Genomic DNA, 16699 nt, shown 5'->3' on the forward strand with positions numbered 1-16699 from the left:
CTGGCTGAGTTGTGAAAGCCCCGCGCTCGGCTCAGCGCGCGGCGCGGCCCTTGGTGTGCCTGGTCGGTGCAGCGGACCAGGGATCCTCGGGCCACGGATGCTTCGGATATCGGCCGCGCATCTCGGCGCGCACCTGGGCGTACGGACCCGACCAGAACGAGGTGAGGTCGTCGGTGACGGCGAGCGGACGCCCGGCAGGGGAGAGCAGGTGGAAGAGCACAGGCACGCGCCCATCGACCAGCCGGGGAGTCTCCGCCCATCCGAAGCACTCCTGCAGCTTGACGGCCACGACGGGGCGGGTGTCGGTGTCGTCGGGGTCCGGGTACGAGATGCGGATGCGGGATCCGCTGGGGACCTCGAGACGCTCGGGCGCGAGGTCGTCGATGCGCCCGGCCTCGGGCCAGGGGAGCAGGCGGCGCAGCGCGGTGGTCAGGTCCAGCCGGGCCACAGGGGTGCCGCCGGCCAGCGCATCGAGCTCGGGCGCGAGCCAGGAGTCGAGGGCCGTGAGGAGCCCGGCATCCGACACATCCGGCCAGGGCGATCCCAGCTCTCGGTGCAGCAGCGCCAGGCGGCGTCGCAGCGCGACCGCGGTCTCGGACCAGACGAACAGGCTCAGCCCCTCGCGCCGAAGTGCTCGGCGAACGGCATCCCTCCCCTCGTCGGCCGACGCCCGCACCGGCGCCGAGGATCGCAGGACCGCGCCCACCCGACGCTCGCGGCGCGCCTGGATGCGACCTCCGACGAACTCCGCCTCGACTCGATCCGAGAGCAGGTGGCTGGCCGCCTTCTCCATCTGCTCCTCGGTGAGCGCCGCCGCGGACCGGACGATCGCCCCGGAGCCGGCGGCCGCGCGGCCGGACGCACGCGAGACATCGGCGATGGCCAGCCATTCCAGCGCGGCGAGCGGACCGCTCACTCCGGCGCGCGTGCCGGACGCCAGCAGGAACGTCGCTCCGCCCGCCGTGTGGTCCACGCGTCGGGCGACGCGCTCGGGGAACGCCAGCGCGATCACGAGCCCTGTGCCGTCGAGATCGGAGCGCGCGCCGGGCGCTGACGGCGTCAGCCTTTCGAGGCGATCGGCATCGCTGCGCCACCGACGCGCATCGGGCGTCCGGCCGCCACGGAGCGCGATGAGCGCCTGTGCGACATCGGCGTCGGCGGTGCGCACGTCGCCACCCAGCAGCGCGACGACCTCGGCGGCGGGTCGAGTGCCGACGACCGGACTGCCGTCGCGCAAGGCGCGGGCGAGCCGGGGATCGGTCGGGATGCGTGCGAGGGCGCGGCCCTCGGCGGTCGCGCGGCCGTCGTCGTCGATCGCGCCGAGATCGTGCAGCACCGTGACGGCGTCTGCCAGGCTCTCGGCGGGCAGCGGGTCGATCAGGCGCAGACCCGTTCCGCCGGGCGCACCCCAGCAGGCGAGCAGCAGGGCGGCATCCGCGAGATCGCTCGAGGCGATCTCGGGCGTCGGCCGTGCGGGAGCAGCGGCATACGTGCGCTCGTCGACGCAGCGCACCACGGACCCCGGCCCCTGACGGGTCGCGCGCCCGGCGCGCTGCACGCACGAGGAGCGGGAGGCGGCGGTGGTCACGAGCCCCGTCATCCCGCGGGCCGCATCGCGTTGCGGGCCCCTGGCCAGGCAGGTGTCCACCACGAGCCGCACGCCGGGCACGGTGAGCGACGACTCCGCGAGCGAGGTCGTGACGATGATGCGGGCCAGCTCGCCGGGGCGGCGTCCGCGGATCACGGCGTCCTGATCGGCGGCGGGCATCCGTCCGTGCAGCTCCCGCACGTCGAACGCCTCGGTCGCGCTGCGGATGCGGCGCGCGATCTCCGACACCTCGCGCGCGCCGGGCGCGAAGACCAGCACGTCGGCGGCGGGGTCGTCGTGATGCAGCTCCCGGGCAGCGGATGCCGTGACTCGAGCGACGTGATCGAGGAACGCCCAGGTGACACCCCGTTCGTCGAGGCGTGGCGCGGGACTCGGGGACCAACGCTCGGTGAGCGGGAAGGCGGGCACGACGTGGTCGACGATCGGAGCGGGCTGTTCGTCCGTGCCGAGCACAGCGGCGATCCGCGTGGCATCGAGAGTCGCCGACATCGCGATGAGCACGAGGTCGTCGCGCAGTTCGCGCACCTCCGAGAGCAGGCCGATCAGGAGGTCGGTCTCGAGGGCGCGCTCGTGCACCTCGTCGATGATCACGGCATCCACCCCGGCGAGTCCTGGGTCATCCAACAGACGCCGCAGGAGCACACCCGCCGTGACGAACTCGACCCGGGTGTCCGCACCGGCCTTGCGCTCGCCGCGGACGGTGAACCCCGCGCGGGTGCCGAGCGGCGAGCCGTCGAGCTGTGCCAGTCGACGCGCGGCGGCGCGGGCGGCGACCCGACGCGGCTGGGTGACGATCACGCGGCCCGGGCAGCGCGAGGCGAGCAGCGGTGGCACGAGCGTGGTCTTGCCCGTGCCGGGAGGGGCGCTCACGACGACGGACGTGCTCGTGTCGAGGGCCGTCGAGAGCTCGTCGACGGCGGCCGCGAACGAGAGGCCCGCACCGATCGTCGCGAGGTCGAAGGCGGCGGACGTCATCGTCCCAGTCTGCCCGGTCGGCGCGCGGCCAGGCGGGTCGGGCAGCTCGGTGGCTCGTTCACAATTCAGTCAAAACGCAGCGGATCAGCGCCGCGCAGGCCGAATCCGACCGCTTGCGCGCCGTTCTTGCTGAATTGCACACGCGCGACTGCCCGCAGACGACGGATGCCGCGACCGAATCGGCCGCGGCATCCGCTGTGTCCTGTGCTCTACTCCGCGGCAGATGCCGGAGGAGCGGGCGGCGGCGGGGTGGTCGGCGCGGGGGTGCGCGGGGCGGGAGGAGCAGCCGCAGCCACGCCTTCGCCGATGCCGCGACCGACGGCCTGGCCCTGGATGATGCCGGCGAGGTCGAGTCCGGTCGCCGAGTGCACGCTGTCGAACACCGAGCGCAGGGCCTTCGCGCTGTCGGCGCCGACGACGCTCGATGCGCCGTCCTCGCCGGAGCCGCCGATGATCGACACGTTGCCGATCGCCCCGTATCCCTTGGCGAACTCGGCCATGATCGACGGCAGCACCTCGAGCACGCGCTGCGAGAGGAAGGCGTCCTGGTTGGAGGCGATGGCCTTGGCTTCTGCCTCGAGTGCGGCGGCGCGGGCGTCACCGGTGGCGCGGATCGCCTCGGCTTCGGCGGCGGCCTGCAGGCGACGGGCGTGTGCCTCGGCCTCGGCCTTGGAGCGGAGCGCGTCGGCCTCACCCGTGGCGCTCGCCACGGCCGCGGCAGCCTCACCGTCGGCGCGGGCCTTGTCGGCCTGAGCCTGCTGCTCGGCGATGCGGGTGCGGGCCTCGGCCTGCTTGACCTGCTCGATCGCCGCGGCCTCTGCGGCGCGCTCACGGGTGTAGAGCTCGGCCTGCGCGCGGGTCTCGGCCTCGTAGCGCTGCGCGTCGGCGACGCGCTTGACGTCGGCGTCGAGCTGAGCCTGCCGGTTCTCGGCCTGCTGCTGCAGAACGGCCTGCTGCGCCTGCTCGCGGGCGAGGTTCTCGGCCTGCTCCGCCTCGGCGCGCGCCCGGCCGATGCCGGCGTTCGCGTTGGCGGTGTTGGTGTCGAGCGCGGTCTGCTCGACCAGGTTGGCTTCCTGATTGGCGATGTTCTTCTGGTTGATCGCACGGTCGGCGTTGGTCTGCGAGATCTCCGCCGACTGACGCTTCGCCTGGATCTCGGGGGCACCGAGCGACTGGATGTAGCCGACCTTGTCGGTGATGCCCTTGATCTGGAACGAGTCGAGGATCAGGCCCTGCTCGGCGAGCTCCTGCGAGACGTCGGCGGCGATCTGATCGGAGAACTTCTTGCGCTCTCGCATGAGCTCCACGACCGACAGCGTGGCGACGATGCCGCGGAGGGCACCCTCGAGCTGCTCGGTGGTGAACTGCTCGATGGCCGTGTCCTGTGAGGCGAAGCGCTCGGCGGCGCGGCGCACGAGGAGCGGGTCGGAGCCGATCTTCACTATCGCGACGCCGTCGACGTTCAGGGTGACGCTGTCGAGCGACTGCGCCTCGGCGTTGAGGGAGACCTGGCGCGAGCGGAGCGAGATGATCTCGTGGCGCTGGGTGATCGGGTTGACCAGAGACTTGCCGTTCACGATGACCGTGACGGGCGACTCCGACATCTCGTCGCGGCTCGATCCGTCGGCACCGAGAACCGCGAGCTGCACCTTCTGCTTGCGTCCCGAGATGACGAGAGCCTCGTCGGCTCGGGCGACCTTGATCCAGCTGCGTGCGAACAGCAGCAGGATGAGCAGGACGACGACAACGACGACGACGGCGATGCCGACGATGACGAGGATGCCGATGATTCCGGCGATCTCCATGAATGACCCTCCCTCTTCCCCCCAAGGGGTGGCGCGCGATGCTGCGCGCCTTCACGCTCCACCCTGCCAGATCGGGCGGAGCGCGGTGAGAAGGGTCAACCGCGGCGGAGCTTCTCGGCCAGGTCGCGGAGGGTGCGGAGCTCGTCGTCGTCGAGGCGCGACATGCGCTCGGCGATCGAACGACCGTGGATCGTCGCGAGAGCGCGGAACGTGCGGGCCCCGGCATCCGTCGCTCGGATCAACGCGCCACGGCCGTCGTCGGGGTCGGGGCATTTCGCCACGAGGCCGCGCGTGACCATGCGGTCGACCAGTCGCGAGACGCTGGGCTGACTGATCAGCATGTTGTTCGTGACGTCGCGAAGGCGGGCGGTCATGCCGGGGGAGCGTGTCACCGTGAGGAGCACGTCGTACTCGGCCTGTGCGAGATCGCCGTGCTCGAAGTCGGTGACCATCTCGTCGAACAGTTCGTGCTGCGCGCGGAACAGGCTCTCCCAGGCCTCCAGGGCGAGCTTGCGATCGGTCATGGTCACAGAATACTGGCAACAGTAAAGGGCCGGTCGGAGAGGCTCCCGACCGGCCCTTGTCCCTTGCACCAAGAGTGTCCTGCAATCACATGCGGTGAGTGCCACAGCAAACATTCACCGTGTGATCACTGTATAACGGCGAGGTAACGAATGCAACGGTTTGGTCACGGAAACTTTGTGACGTGGGTGAGGTGTCCTGTCTCACCGGATCTGTAGAAATCTCATCTACCTGTAGAACGTCGCACGGGAGTTGTAGATTCGCACCCGAGTTGTAGATCGGCGGCGTGTTGCCGGTTCCGCGCCCAACGGCGGAGTAACTTGCCGGACAAGTCAGGACCCGCACCGCGGAACACCTCCACGGACACCGGGGCCGAACGGAGTCCGCAATGACGCTGACCACCAACTGGCTTCAGGCGATCGATGGAACGAACGCCCTGGCGGCCACAATTCGATACTCGCTTCACGGGTTCGCTCGGGAGGCGACACCGCCGGACGCCGGGTCGATCGCCTTCGAGGAGACGGCCCCAGTCCGGAAATTTCCGGACTACCCCCACAAGCGCAATGTCGAGGGACGCTTCTGGCTTGCCTCGACGGGCCAGCACGTGCCCTTCGAGTCCTTTTGGGAGCGGGCGTTCTTGATGAGTCTCGATCGAACCCGGAGTGCTGAGGCGGTGTCGAGTCAGCCGATGTGGATTCATTGGCGCAACCCGAAGCGCCGACATGCCCCCGACTACTTCGTTCGCCGCAAGGACGGCACTGCTCTTCTCGTCGACGTGAGGGAGAGGTTAGAGATCGAACCGGAGGATGCGGCGAAGTTCGAGCTGACTCGGCGGATGGCGGCCGCTCTGGGATGGGACTACCTCGTGTTCGACGATCTACCCGGAGCGACGCAACAGAACCTGAGGTTCCTGTTGCGTTACCGCGACCCGCAGTGGCTCGAGGGCGTGGCTCTCAGGGATCTGCCGGATTACGGCGCGATCCGACTTGTCGACCTCGTCGCGCTGCTAGACGACGCGCCAAACAGTGCACTCGGAGCGGCATACGCCCTCATATGGTCCGACATTGCTCGATGTGATCTCAGCCGTCCGCTGAGCATGTCCGCCGTAGTCCGATTCGGGCCAGACCGATGATCGTCCATCCCGGCGACTTGGTGAGGTGGAACGACGAAGACCTGCAAGTCGTCGCTGTCCGGGCGACTTACACCACGCTACGCAACGCCGAGATGGGCGAGGATCTCGAGGTACTGAACGCCGATCTCGCTGAACGCGGCGAGCCGGCAACAGTGCGGTCGACGACCGACGTGTTGGATTTGGGTGTCCTTGACGAGCTCCCACCCGCGGACCGCAAAGTTGTGGACGTGTGGCTCGAAGAACTCGACCGACTCTCGGACCTCCTTGAAGCCGGGACGAAGAAGACGCCTGCCTACCAGGTGACCGTCGACAATGTGAATCGTCGACTTGGGACGGACTACAACGCGATAAAGGTGACGCGGCAGCTTGCCGCTCTCGACGAGTTCGGCGTTGCTGGGCTTCTTGACCGGCGCCGATTCGGGATGGCGGACAGGCCTCGATCAACACAGGATCCGCGTCTCATAGAAGCGATCGTCTCCGCGATGGACGGTCAGACTCGAGCGTCGACCGGGACGGCCGACCGCCTGATCTGGATGGTAGAGCGCGATCTCGAAACCCGGTATGGAAAAGGCGCGGTTGACGTGCCCAGCAGGGCAACGGTCTATCGCCTGATGGAACGGTTGGAAGCCGGACGGCACACATTCGGAACGGCGCGCACGCGCAGGACGACGGCGAACCAGCCCAGCCACGTCTTCGGCAACCGGACCGGCATGCGCCCCGGCGAGCAGGTACTCATCGACACGACGCCGATGGAGATCCTCGTTGATTGCGACGGGGAACAGGTGCGCCCCGACCTGACGATCCTGCTCGACGAGTGCTCGCGAAGTGTTCCGGGCGCGATCGTGACGATCGGCACTCGCAGCATCGATCTCGTTGTCCTGCTCGCCCGCGCACTCGTCCCATACGCCTACCGGCCCGAGGGCGTTCGCGCCAACCGTCGAAATATCGCCCAAGCCTGGGTGGGAGACGACGACCTCATTGCGCAACGCTTCGAGGACGCACGCGACGCGCAACAGTACATCTTCCCCGAGACGATCACCACCGACCGAGGAGCATCCTATGTGTCGAGACACTTCACCGATGCATGTCGCACACTCGGCATCTCCCTGAACCTCGCGGCGGCATACACGCCTACCCAAAAGGCAAAGATCGAGCGCATGTTCCGCACGATCAAGAACCGCTTCACGCAGTACGTGGTCTCGTTTCTCGGCGAAAGCGCCGATATGCGCGGCGACGAGAGGTTCCCGACCGACCGGCTGCTCACGCTCGAACAACTGCAGGAGCTACTCGAAGACTGGATCGCGGCGATCTGGCAGAACCGCCCCCACGGCTCACTACGGGACCCACGCCACCCGAAGTTCAAGCTCAGCCCGAATCAGATGGTGAGCGCATACCGACAAGCTGTCCCCGAGCTGCTGATCCCGCTCACCGCCGATCACTACATCGCACTGCTCCCGAAGAAATGGCGTGGAATCCATCACTACGGAGTGAACCTCGATCTCCGACGATACGACTCCGAAGCGCTGGGTAACCTGCGCAACAAGCGGTCGCCCGATCGCCGGCACGCGGGGCAATGGCCGATTCACGTCGATCCATACAACCCGATGATCGTCTGGCTTCAACTCGAGGACGAGTTCATCCCCCTTAGCTGGCGATCCCCCTACTCGAACATGCCGATGGCCGACGAGATCTGGCGAATCGCACGCGCACAAGCCGCGGTGCGCGGTGAGGAAGCGCCGACGAATGATGACCTGAACGAGGTCCTCCGCCGCTTCATGAGCACCGGCAACAAGTCCCTGACCTCACGCGAGCGCAAGCGCGCGAAGTCAAACATGACCGACCCTCTCGGGATCACCAACCAGTTGGCGACGCTCTCCCCAGCATCTACGGACTCGGAGCGAGAGATCGCGCCGACCAGCAGCGACGACTCGACCGAAGAGGCTGCATCCAGCTGGCCGGTGGCGCCTCCGTTCGGGCTCACGCGTCAAGCGGAAGGAACTGAGTGATGTTCGACGAGTTGCTCGCCCAGTTCGACTTCGATGCCCCGACGGTGAACTTCGACTACACGACGAAGGAAGGATGGCGGGAGTTCGTCGAGTTCGATGCTCCACGACCCGCGCCTTGCACCATGAGCGCTTACGAAGAGATGGCTTCATCGGATCGAGCCATCTACAACATCGCTCGCGAGCGCTTCATGTCGGTGGGTGCTCGTATCGCCACCCCCTCACTTCGGAGATTCGTTGCGGCAGCCAGCAGTGCGATGGCCGACAATCGCTCGCCCGACGCGAGCAAATCCGGAGTCGTCATCTCCGGACGACCCAGTATGGGGAAGACGACGGCCGTCCAAGAATTCGGGCGAGCATATGAACGAGCGCGGCGAGAACGTGCGGGTACTCGAAGAAAGGACCTGATCCCCGTCGCCTTCGCCCAGGTTCCCACGCACGCAACCGAGAAGACGATGATGAAGAAGCTCGCGGAGTTCTACGCGCTCCCCTTCTCTCAGACAGCGTCCTACGAGACGCTGCTGAGTCGGGTGAGCAACGTGATGCGGGCATGTGAGACGGAGATCGTCATCATCGACGACATCCATCGCCTCGATCTGCGCTATCGCGCGAGCGAACAAGCGGCGGATGCGCTCAAGGAACTCTCGGAACGCTGTCCCGGAACGATGATCTACGCCGGAGTGAACGTCGCGCAGAACGGGCTCTTCTGGGGGTCGCGGGGGGAACAGATCATGGCCAGATTCGAGACTGTCCAGTTCGACGAATATGACGTGGCAACAAACGAGGGAGCTGCAGTCTGGGGAAGAGTCCTCACTGAACTTGAAGACTCGCTCTGCCTCATCCGTCAGCCTGAAGGCAACATTCTGAAGATTGCCGCGGAGCTTCGCGAGATCTCGCGAGGATCGCTGGGACGCATGGCCAAGGCGATTCGGCGTTGCGCTCGCGATGCGATTCGTGATCGTTCCGAACAACTCGACCTGGATCATCTCCTGGTGGTTCTCGAGACGATACGGCGACTCGAAGATCGCGTAGCCGATGAAGCGGCACAGAGCACACGACGACCACGAGGGCGACGGGTGAAGGCTGGCAGATGAGAGTGCTGCCGGCGACGGTCAGCCCGCTCCCGGGCGAGACCGTGCGGAGCCTTTACAGCAGGCTCGTCGAACGCAATTCTCTGACAGCCGGGGAACTCTGGACCGCCATCCGTAAGTCGAAACAGGGGCTTCCGTTGCGGACAACGCCGGAGGCCGCGCCCGACGTGGTCGCGCAACTCGACGATCTGCCAGCGAACTGGTTCGACCGAGATGACACCACCAACCGACTCTTCAGCCGCTGCATCCACAACAACTGGGCCCACGCGCAATGCGCGCGCTGTTCCGCGCTTCCCAAGCCGGTCACGATGTGTCGGCGGTGCGCGAGCGGTATGAATGTCGAGGTCCAATCTCGGGCCGGCGCCTTCTGCGCACGCCACGAGCGTTGGCACTACGACGGACGCGACGAGGCGATTGGGATCCCCGTCGCGTATGCCCGCGCGGAAAGATGCCTGACAGGAACCCTCTGGGCGCGTGGGATCGGCCTCGACACGGGCGAGATCGAGCTCGCTTGCGAGATCATCTCGACCTACCGTGAACTCGTCGATGGTGCTCCATACACCGGCGGCGCCGACCAGCAGATGCGTGACTTCTATCCTGAGGCTGTCGAACTGACCGCATTCCTCACGGCGCCTTCGGCGCAGGCGTTTCTTCGCAACAGACAGATCGGGCACCTTCCCGTCGCCGCGATGATCGAGGCAGCTGCGACGGCAGTCGCGTCGCGATCACGGAACCGACTCAGTTCCGTGAATGAGATGTTCTGCGCCTCCGGTCGTGAACTACGACTAGGCGATTCAGCAACCAAGCCCATACGGCACGGGCGGTCCCTTGAGATGGGGGCACTTGGTGTCCGGATCCGTGACAATGTCCCTCGCATTCGAGCGGTCTTTCTGCGCCACGACGACGCTCGTCGTCCATTGCCGACGTGGCGCGACCAACCTCCACGCCATCGATAGGCGCGATGCGTACCCTGCCCATCTATATCGCCCCGGTGGCCGCCGAGACGGTCAGTGGGTATATCGGGCGCATCGCCCAGACGCACTGCCTGGAGGTTGGGGAGATTCGACGCATGCTGATTCGAGAGGCGGGGCGTTCAACGTGGAGCGAAAACGATCCACGTATCGCGCTCGCGCTCGTCCGGCTCTGCGGCCTGCCCGATGACGCATTCGAGGTGTCGTTCGAAGACCACGGGATGTGGACTCGCTGCGGTCATCCGCGCTGGAAGCCTCAGAAGTGCCCGCGGTGCCGCACGCTTGCCGAACCACGTACTGCCTGCGTGGAATGTGCCGGCGGTCTCGCAACCACCACCCGAGCCAGAACAGGACCTCTCTGCCTGAGTCATAGCCGCTGGACCCTCAGAGAACTGACCGTCAAGATCCCTGTCGGAGCATCCGCGAGCCGCACGGAAGAGACCCTGCGTGGACCACTGTGGGAGCGCGGCATTGCCTTGCACACCGGCGAATACAACCTCGCGGCCGCAGCGGTACTCGCATGGTCACAAGGGTCCGACGGGGCCACGTTCCTCGAGGAGCGCGCCCAACGGCTCGGCCTGCCTGCACCGACCACGTTTGAGGAAGTGATGCTGTGCGGCTATCCCGAGGTAGTGAAAGTTGTCGAAGTCGCTATGAGCCCACGAATACTCCGCGGCGTCCTCCAGGTGTCGCGATCGGCACTGCCGCAGATCGACGGCTTCGCGAACGTCATCGCAAACACGCTGGGTGTAACCGTAAACGAGCGCCTCCACGACTGGGCGGGCGCCGTCATCGGTCACGCGCACCGTGCGGTCCTACACGCTGCGGGGCTCAGGCGAACCACGAGCGCCAAGAATGCTCTATGCCCGCAAGATCGCGCGCTCATCGTCGCGTCGGGTACGCAGCGGGCATGCCTGCTCCGGCACGTCTCGCCACGAATACTGGACGGACTCATGCGAGGCCACACTGAGGGCACCTCTCGACTGAGCGTGACCCGAAGACATCCCCTGGAACCAGATGAGTTGGCGCTGCCGTGACCTAGCGGCTGCGGAGATCCGGGGCGCCATCCGGGATCAAATCACCCAGAGGCATACCAAGCACCTGCGAGAGCGCGAGCATCGTTCGCAGCGTCGGGTTCGCCGGATTCCCTGGGCGCGACTCGCCCTTCTCGTACTTCTGGTACGTGTACCGCGTGAGACCCGACCTGTACGCCACATCTTCCTGACTCAGCCCAGCACGCTCCCGCGCAGAACGAAGCGAAGTCGCGAAGCGCTGGGAGTATGCGCTCCACTCCGCTTCAATCTCATCGTTCCGTCGAGGCACCTACCAAGCGTCGCGACGGGTCACTCCTCGTATGGCCTAATCCGTATGGCATAATTCGGGAGGCCATACGAAACAATCATCACCCTCGTCGGATTGCTCCGCTGTTCCCCTGCACGTGTGCTGCCATCCCGATGACTGGCGGTCGCGCCGCGGGGTTGGCCCGTGCAAGCGACCGCGGATGCGATGGTTGACGTCATGTGTAAGGCGTACCCGATCTGGTGGCAGGGAATCGAGACCCCGCCACCCACTGAGTGGGTGTACATGTTCGAGGAGTTCACTGGCGATGACACCGCGGAGCAGTGGGCGCTGGCCGCCGCGATCTTCGTCGCGCAGACTCGGCGTCGGACAGGGCTCGGCCCGACCTTCGCTGAACTCTTCACTCACCTCCTCCCGGATACCGGTGGACTGCCGGGCCCGTTCCCGGAGCTGGAGTTCATGGAGCGTCGCCGGGCGATCACCGGGTTTCGCGGTCACGCCGCCATCGAGTGGCGCCGGCGAGGCATGATCAGCTTCGACAAAGCGGTGATGCGCAGCCTTCGCGTGGGGCGCGCGTTCCGTGAGCATTCGCGGCTGCGTCAGCAGTCCCGAGCCGCGGCCATCGCTCGCAACGGTTCGCAGCACACGTCACTGGTCCCGCGCGCGAAGCCGTCGGAGTTGGCAGACGAAGCAAGCCAAGGTGCGTAGGCTCCCCTCGTGCGGGTGCCAGCGAGTCAGCTCTAGCCTGCTGGCGTCGTCAAGAGCAGAGAACTCCTATCAAGAAGGGGACGACATGACGGAGAACACTCCGCCCGGGATTCAGCGGATTGTCGCTCGTATCGAACCGGGCTGGCCGGAGACCATCGATGTGAGCCCTGGCTGGTACTCGCTCCTCGATCGGCTCGACACACGGCTCACCGCGATCGCTCCGGGCTACGTCGTTCAGCAGGTGAAGTCGAAGTTCGGCTCGCTGAGCTTTTACGCGCGGTCGTCCGAGGATGTGTACGACTACAACGAAGAGTTCAGCGCCGCGATCCTCGCCGCGGAGTGGGAGAGCACGACGACGTGCGAAGAGTGCGGGGCGCCGGCGAGGAACTATACGATCCGTATGTGGGTGTGGGCCCTATGCGAAAGTCACGCTCGCGCCATGGCCGAAGCGACGGTTGAATGAGAGTCGCCCGGCGGATGATTAAAGTTCGAGGTGCTTCTGCAGAAATTGGCCGATCCTCTCTACGTCGGCGAGCGTGACTCCCACGAACTTGTCGGGGCGGACCACGAGCGATGGAACTTCTGTCATCGCTTCCACTCGCCGCTCGGCGTCTCCTGGAGCGCGATCGTCCGCCCACACGACCGCTTCAGGAGTGGTCTGCCGGACGTGCGAAATCAGGCTTGATGTCCGCCACCCGCGCTTGGGCCAATTTTGCCACTGTACGTACGGGCCACCGAGCTTGCCGCGTAGCGGCCCTCGGATCAACCAGCCGACCTGATCGCGCGGCCAGGTCGTTAGCCAGGCGACTTGTACGCCGGGGCCCTGCGCGAGATCGTCGAGCGCGTCTACCACGCCATCGTCGACGGTCATCCAGGAACGCCACCCTGGATCGTCCTGATGGAGCGCGTACTCTTCCTCGCGGTAGAGCCGAGAGATTGTGCCGTCCACATCGAGCACCAGGAGCGCCTTCCGCGGGCTGGCGATCCTATCCGGCACGAGTTCATTTCCTCATTGGTCGTGGCTCAAGACGACCCGCTTCGTTGACCGTGAGGCGGGCAACGCACAGCCGGCGACAACTCTGCCTGTGCGGTGATGCTAGTCGTAGCTCTTGTCGTGCGCCAGATCGGCAGGCGAGCACCCGTCGATCGTATTCGAGGTTCTTCTAGCCGGGGCTGCGGGATGGGCGGGATTGTGAGGCGGGTGTTCTCTTCAAGACTCGTCGGTCCCTGAACATTGCGACGAAGCGTTCACCCATGATCTGGTTGCCCACGAGATCTGGATGAAGCCCGTCAGACAGGTGTCCACTTGCCTCATCTGCTTCAGAGAAGAGGGATCGACCGTCCAAGTACGTGAGTTGAGCATCGATCGAGTTGCGAGACTTGACGATTTGCTCCATCAGTGTCCGGATCCGACTCTGCGTTAGAGCTGCAGTTCCTCTCACATCGTCGATCGGGACGACACTCGTGGTGCCGGTGGACGCATCGACGATCGTCGGACCGGGCAGCTCTTCAACTGCGGAGCATGCGATGGGTGAGACCAGGAGGACGGGAGTGGTCGGGTGTCCTTCTCTAATGGTGTCGAGGAAACCGTGGAGCGCTGGCCCGAACGCTCTCAAAGTCATCGCGTCGGAGTTGATTAGGTTGATGCCGATCTTCAGAGTGATGACATCGGCGGGGGCATCTCGGATCGTGCGCGCGACGAACGGATCGAGCATCGCGTTGCCAGCGAAGCCGAGGTTGCAGAGGGATAGGCCTAGCCTGCGCGCCGCTACGACTGGCCACGAGGAAAGGGGTTCGAGCATGCTCGAACAGTGGCTGATGGAGCTCCCGTAGTGGATCCAATGTGGCCCGGGCTCCGTAGCGCTGGCGACTATTTCCGCGTCCGCACGAAACCCCAGGATGTTGACTACGGCGCCGTTCGGCAGCAGAAGCTCGACATCATCTTCCACTCCGCCGAGATTATCGAAGACGGCAACCTCGTCCCGAGGCGGGTCGTAGACGACCGAGCGATCGCCAGGATCCAGCGACGCAAGCGGCGGCTGACCCGAGTAGCTGCTCACCCGATCTCCTCGGATAAGTTGCATTCCCATGTGTGGGAACCCGGACCCGACGGTGGCGATCTGATGTGCGGAGAATTGGACTTCAATCCGAGTCGCTGACGTCCTGAACCGGATGCGCGCGCCCGCGCTGGTATCACAGACGAGCTTCATCACCTCAGAGGGGAACTGATGCCAGTAGGTTTCGGGAATGCGTCGAACTTCGACGGTGCCGTCATTCCGTCGGCGTAGCCCGGGAGCGCCCTCGTACCTGAACCGTTCGTCCGTAGCGACGTAGGTGAACATGCGAAGCTCCCGACGTCGGTCCATCAACGCTGGCCCGGGCCGAAGCGTTCGTTGAGAGCGTCGAGGGCGCGTTGTTCATCATCAAAGTCGCCTCCCTCATGACCGTTGTACTTCCAGATCATCATGTCCTTTTCGCCACCATAGCGATGGAATGCGCCGAAGACGGTGGAGGGTGGACAAGTGGAATCCATTAAACCGGCAGAGAACCAAGCAGGCGCCTGCGCTCGCGATGCGAAGTTCACCCCATCGAAGTAGCTGAGGACCTCAAGCACGCGAGGAGAGTCTGAGCGATAGGTAGCGAGGAACTGAACGATCTCGGAGTAGGGAGCGTCGTTCGTGATGCGGGTCGCTCTAGACATGTCGCAAAGGAAGGGGACCTGGCTGACCAGCGCACCTAGCTCTGGGTCGAGCCCTGCGACGGCCAATGCGAGACCTCCGCCTTGGCTGCGACCAACGGCCGCGATGCGCGAGGTATCCACCATTGGCAGCTCTCTGGTGGCTGCAACACAGCGCACTGCATCGACGATGAGCCGTCGGTAGTAATAGTTGAACGGGGAGTCGATTCCTCTGGTCATAAAGCCAGGTGTACTCGGCCCCGCGATGCTGGTATCGGGTGTTGCTCCGATGCGCCGAACGCCGCCCTGACCGCGAGTGTCCATCACGACGTGCGCGAAGCCCGCAGATGGCCAGACGAGGTTCTCTAGAATGTGGCCCCGCCCTCCTCCGTATCCGACGAACTTGACTGTTGTCGGCAGCAGTTGGTCGGAGCCCGTGGGCACGAGCAACCATCCCCTAACTGTCTGACCGTCGAATCCCGCAAAGCTGAAGTCGTAGACATTGATATTCGTCAGACGGGCATCGACTCGGGCGAACCGAACGTTGAGAGGGAACTGAGCAGATGCGGCCAGTGTTTCCGCCCAGAACGAATCGAAGTCCTCGGGCTCGTGCTGCTGTGAGCGGTATTCCCAAAGGGCATCTTCTTCAAGATCAACGAGCACGGCGGGGCCTCTCAATCAGGACGTGACCACGCCTATCGACGTGAAGCGCGGGTTCACGGCCACAGGATATGTCGTATTCGTGTTCCACGTCGATTCAGGAAGAGTTGACATGGAACTGCCAATCTGTCTTGACTTCACTCAAGTCTGCGCTGAGTTGCGCCCTAGTGAGAGTGAACATCTTGAAAGGTCTTCGGATCGTCGCCCCGCGCGACGCTCAACTGCTTGAATTGCCGATTCCCGAGTTGTCCGAGGATCATGTCCTGGTGAGGACACTGTTCTCGGCGATGAGCGCGGGGACTGAACTCCGGATGTTTCGAAACGAAACCGTCGCGCAGAACCCGTCGACTTTTCCGATGGCCGCCGGCTACAGCGCGGTCGGAGTCGTCGAGCGCGCAGGTCGCCTCGTCGAACATCTTCGGGTGGGCGACCATGTCTTCTTCCCCGGGACTCATGACGAAGTTCAGAGCATTCCCGCAGAGCAGGCTTTGATCGTCGACCAGCGCGCACCGCTAGATCAGGCGGCGTTCTCAATGTTGTGCGAGGTTGGTCTACACGCACTGCGGCGAGGAGAGCCCTCTTTCGGTGAGAGCGTCGCAGTTATTGGTCAGGGAATCATCGGTCTCGTCACGATCGCGGTGGCGAAGGCGTGGGGACTTCGCACCCTCGCCATCGACTTGGACGAAGCGCGCCTGTCAATCGCGCGCGCAGTCGGCGCCGATGTCGTTTGCAGCCCGGCCTCAGCTACCTTTAGCCCCACCGTCGACGCCTTCAGCGGCGGTAGCGGCGTGGATCTCGTGATCGAGAGTGCGTCGTCGTGGCGTGCAGTGGCCACCGCCTATGGCATCCTGCGACGAAGAGGTCGCCTCGTCGTGGTAGCACGGCACACCGATGTACCGAAATTCAACATGATCGCCGACGACCTCATGACGAAAGAGATCACCTTCACGACCTCTTACGCGCATCCGCTGACCGCAGTCTCCGAGGACGTCATGAGATGGACCCGCCCCCGCAATCTTCAGTTGATCCTGGACTACTTCGCGGCCGGAAAACTGGATGTCTCCGCGGCAATAACCACGCGAATCAAGCCGCAGCAGATCCCCGAGATCTACGCACGTCTCGACCGAGGCGACAGCAGTATCGGCGGCGTCAGCATCGACTGGCGCTAGCGGCTCCGGTTCCATCGTTGACATGGAACTGGAGCCCCTTCTAGCTTCCAGGAACTGACCGACACTGGGTCGGTCCAG

The 16699-nt window shown here is 65.1% G+C and carries 15 protein-coding genes; 8 read left to right on the plus strand and 7 right to left on the minus strand.

Annotated features, from left to right (window positions below):
• Positions 1-31: 31 nt before the first annotated feature.
• From hrpB to DC434_RS05750, 3 genes are all read right to left on the minus strand, one after another.
• Positions 32-2584: an ATP-dependent helicase HrpB gene (gene hrpB, locus DC434_RS05740; RefSeq protein WP_116634324.1), complete on the minus strand. Its 2553-nt coding sequence runs from the start codon at positions 2582-2584 to the stop codon at positions 32-34.
• Positions 2585-2793: 209 nt separating this feature from the next.
• Positions 2794-4389 (minus strand): SPFH domain-containing protein, encoded by a 1596-nt coding sequence (locus tag DC434_RS05745; protein ID WP_116634325.1) that lies wholly within the window; start codon positions 4387-4389, stop codon positions 2794-2796.
• Between the two features lie 95 nt (positions 4390-4484).
• Entirely contained in the window at positions 4485-4913 is a 429-nt protein-coding gene (locus tag DC434_RS05750) for a MarR family transcriptional regulator (RefSeq protein ID WP_116634326.1), read from the minus strand.
• 386 nt (positions 4914-5299) lie between these two features.
• On the opposite strand from DC434_RS05750, the gene DC434_RS05755 reads away from it, so the two are divergent.
• The 5 genes from DC434_RS05755 to DC434_RS05770 are packed head-to-tail and all read left to right on the plus strand — an operon-like array spanning position 5300 to position 11145.
• Positions 5300-6043, plus strand: a complete 744-nt coding sequence (locus tag DC434_RS05755; RefSeq protein WP_116634327.1) for a TnsA-like heteromeric transposase endonuclease subunit — start codon at positions 5300-5302, stop codon at positions 6041-6043.
• Positions 6040-8049 (plus strand): DDE-type integrase/transposase/recombinase, encoded by a 2010-nt coding sequence (locus tag DC434_RS05760; RefSeq protein ID WP_116634328.1) that lies wholly within the window; start codon positions 6040-6042, stop codon positions 8047-8049. The genes DC434_RS05755 and DC434_RS05760 overlap by 4 nt, the downstream gene beginning before the upstream one ends.
• Positions 8049-9140: a TniB family NTP-binding protein gene (locus DC434_RS05765; protein ID WP_116634329.1), complete on the plus strand. Its 1092-nt coding sequence runs from the start codon at positions 8049-8051 to the stop codon at positions 9138-9140. Before DC434_RS05760 ends, DC434_RS05765 begins: the two co-directional genes overlap by 1 nt.
• Complete coding sequence (locus tag DC434_RS19950) at positions 9137-10093, plus strand: hypothetical protein (RefSeq protein ID WP_133192779.1); 957 nt, start codon at positions 9137-9139, stop codon at positions 10091-10093. Before DC434_RS05765 ends, DC434_RS19950 begins: the two co-directional genes overlap by 4 nt.
• Before the next feature lie 5 nt (positions 10094-10098).
• Positions 10099-11145: a TniQ family protein gene (locus tag DC434_RS05770; protein ID WP_116634330.1), complete on the plus strand. Its 1047-nt coding sequence runs from the start codon at positions 10099-10101 to the stop codon at positions 11143-11145.
• Position 11146: 1 nt separating this feature from the next.
• Here the strand turns inward: DC434_RS05770 and DC434_RS20415 are convergent, their stop codons facing one another.
• Positions 11147-11431, minus strand: a complete 285-nt coding sequence (locus DC434_RS20415; RefSeq protein ID WP_116634331.1) for a helix-turn-helix transcriptional regulator — start codon at positions 11429-11431, stop codon at positions 11147-11149.
• Positions 11432-11692: 261 nt separating this feature from the next.
• On the opposite strand from DC434_RS20415, the gene DC434_RS05780 reads away from it, so the two are divergent.
• Together DC434_RS05780 and DC434_RS05785 are read left to right on the plus strand one after the other, a co-directional pair.
• A complete protein-coding gene (locus tag DC434_RS05780; protein ID WP_133192780.1) occupies positions 11693-12115 on the plus strand; it encodes a hypothetical protein in 423 nt (140 codons plus the stop codon).
• An 85-nt stretch (positions 12116-12200) separates the two neighbouring features.
• Positions 12201-12578 carry a hypothetical protein gene (locus DC434_RS05785; protein ID WP_116634333.1) on the plus strand — a complete coding sequence of 126 codons (378 nt, stop codon included), beginning with the start codon at positions 12201-12203 and terminating at the stop codon, positions 12576-12578.
• Between the two features lie 18 nt (positions 12579-12596).
• Here the strand turns inward: DC434_RS05785 and DC434_RS05790 are convergent, their stop codons facing one another.
• From DC434_RS05790 to DC434_RS05800, 3 genes are all read right to left on the minus strand, one after another.
• On the minus strand, positions 12597-13073 hold the full coding sequence (locus tag DC434_RS05790) for a hypothetical protein (protein WP_133192781.1): 477 nt from the start codon (positions 13071-13073) through the stop codon (positions 12597-12599).
• A gap of 205 nt (positions 13074-13278) precedes the next feature.
• Positions 13279-14457, minus strand: a complete 1179-nt coding sequence (locus DC434_RS05795) for an SGNH/GDSL hydrolase family protein (protein WP_165808005.1) — start codon at positions 14455-14457, stop codon at positions 13279-13281.
• A 23-nt stretch (positions 14458-14480) separates the two neighbouring features.
• Positions 14481-15455, minus strand: coding sequence for an acetylxylan esterase (locus tag DC434_RS05800; protein WP_116634336.1), 975 nt, complete (start codon positions 15453-15455; stop codon positions 14481-14483).
• Positions 15456-15625: 170 nt separating this feature from the next.
• Here DC434_RS05800 and DC434_RS05805 point away from each other — a divergent pair, with 170 nt between their 5' ends.
• Positions 15626-16621 carry a zinc-binding alcohol dehydrogenase gene (locus DC434_RS05805; RefSeq protein WP_165808006.1) on the plus strand — a complete coding sequence of 332 codons (996 nt, stop codon included), beginning with the start codon at positions 15626-15628 and terminating at the stop codon, positions 16619-16621.
• Positions 16622-16699 lie beyond the last annotated feature (78 nt).

This window comes from Microbacterium sp. TPD7012 (assembly GCF_003075395.1).
Taxonomy (GTDB): domain Bacteria; phylum Actinomycetota; class Actinomycetes; order Actinomycetales; family Microbacteriaceae; genus Microbacterium.

What these genes read in the sequence shown, in the direction of transcription:
- DC434_RS05765 (WP_116634329.1), top strand. Translation starts at nt 8,049, where the DNA reads ATGTTCGACGAGTTGCTCGCCCAGTTCGACTTCGATGCCCCGACGGTG.
- DC434_RS05770 (WP_116634330.1), top strand. Translation starts at nt 10,099, where the DNA reads ATGCGTACCCTGCCCATCTATATCGCCCCGGTGGCCGCCGAGACGGTC.
- hrpB (WP_116634324.1), bottom strand. Translation starts at nt 2,584, where the DNA reads ATGACGTCCGCCGCCTTCGACCTCGCGACGATCGGTGCGGGCCTCTCG.
- DC434_RS05750 (WP_116634326.1), bottom strand. Translation starts at nt 4,913, where the DNA reads ATGACCGATCGCAAGCTCGCCCTGGAGGCCTGGGAGAGCCTGTTCCGC.
- DC434_RS05760 (WP_116634328.1), top strand. Translation starts at nt 6,040, where the DNA reads ATGATCGTCCATCCCGGCGACTTGGTGAGGTGGAACGACGAAGACCTG.
- DC434_RS05755 (WP_116634327.1), top strand. Translation starts at nt 5,300, where the DNA reads ATGACGCTGACCACCAACTGGCTTCAGGCGATCGATGGAACGAACGCC.
- DC434_RS05745 (WP_116634325.1), bottom strand. Translation starts at nt 4,389, where the DNA reads ATGGAGATCGCCGGAATCATCGGCATCCTCGTCATCGTCGGCATCGCC.
- DC434_RS05780 (WP_133192780.1), top strand. Translation starts at nt 11,693, where the DNA reads ATGTTCGAGGAGTTCACTGGCGATGACACCGCGGAGCAGTGGGCGCTG.
- DC434_RS19950 (WP_133192779.1), top strand. Translation starts at nt 9,137, where the DNA reads ATGAGAGTGCTGCCGGCGACGGTCAGCCCGCTCCCGGGCGAGACCGTG.
- DC434_RS05785 (WP_116634333.1), top strand. Translation starts at nt 12,201, where the DNA reads ATGACGGAGAACACTCCGCCCGGGATTCAGCGGATTGTCGCTCGTATC.
- DC434_RS05795 (WP_165808005.1), bottom strand. Translation starts at nt 14,457, where the DNA reads ATGTTCACCTACGTCGCTACGGACGAACGGTTCAGGTACGAGGGCGCT.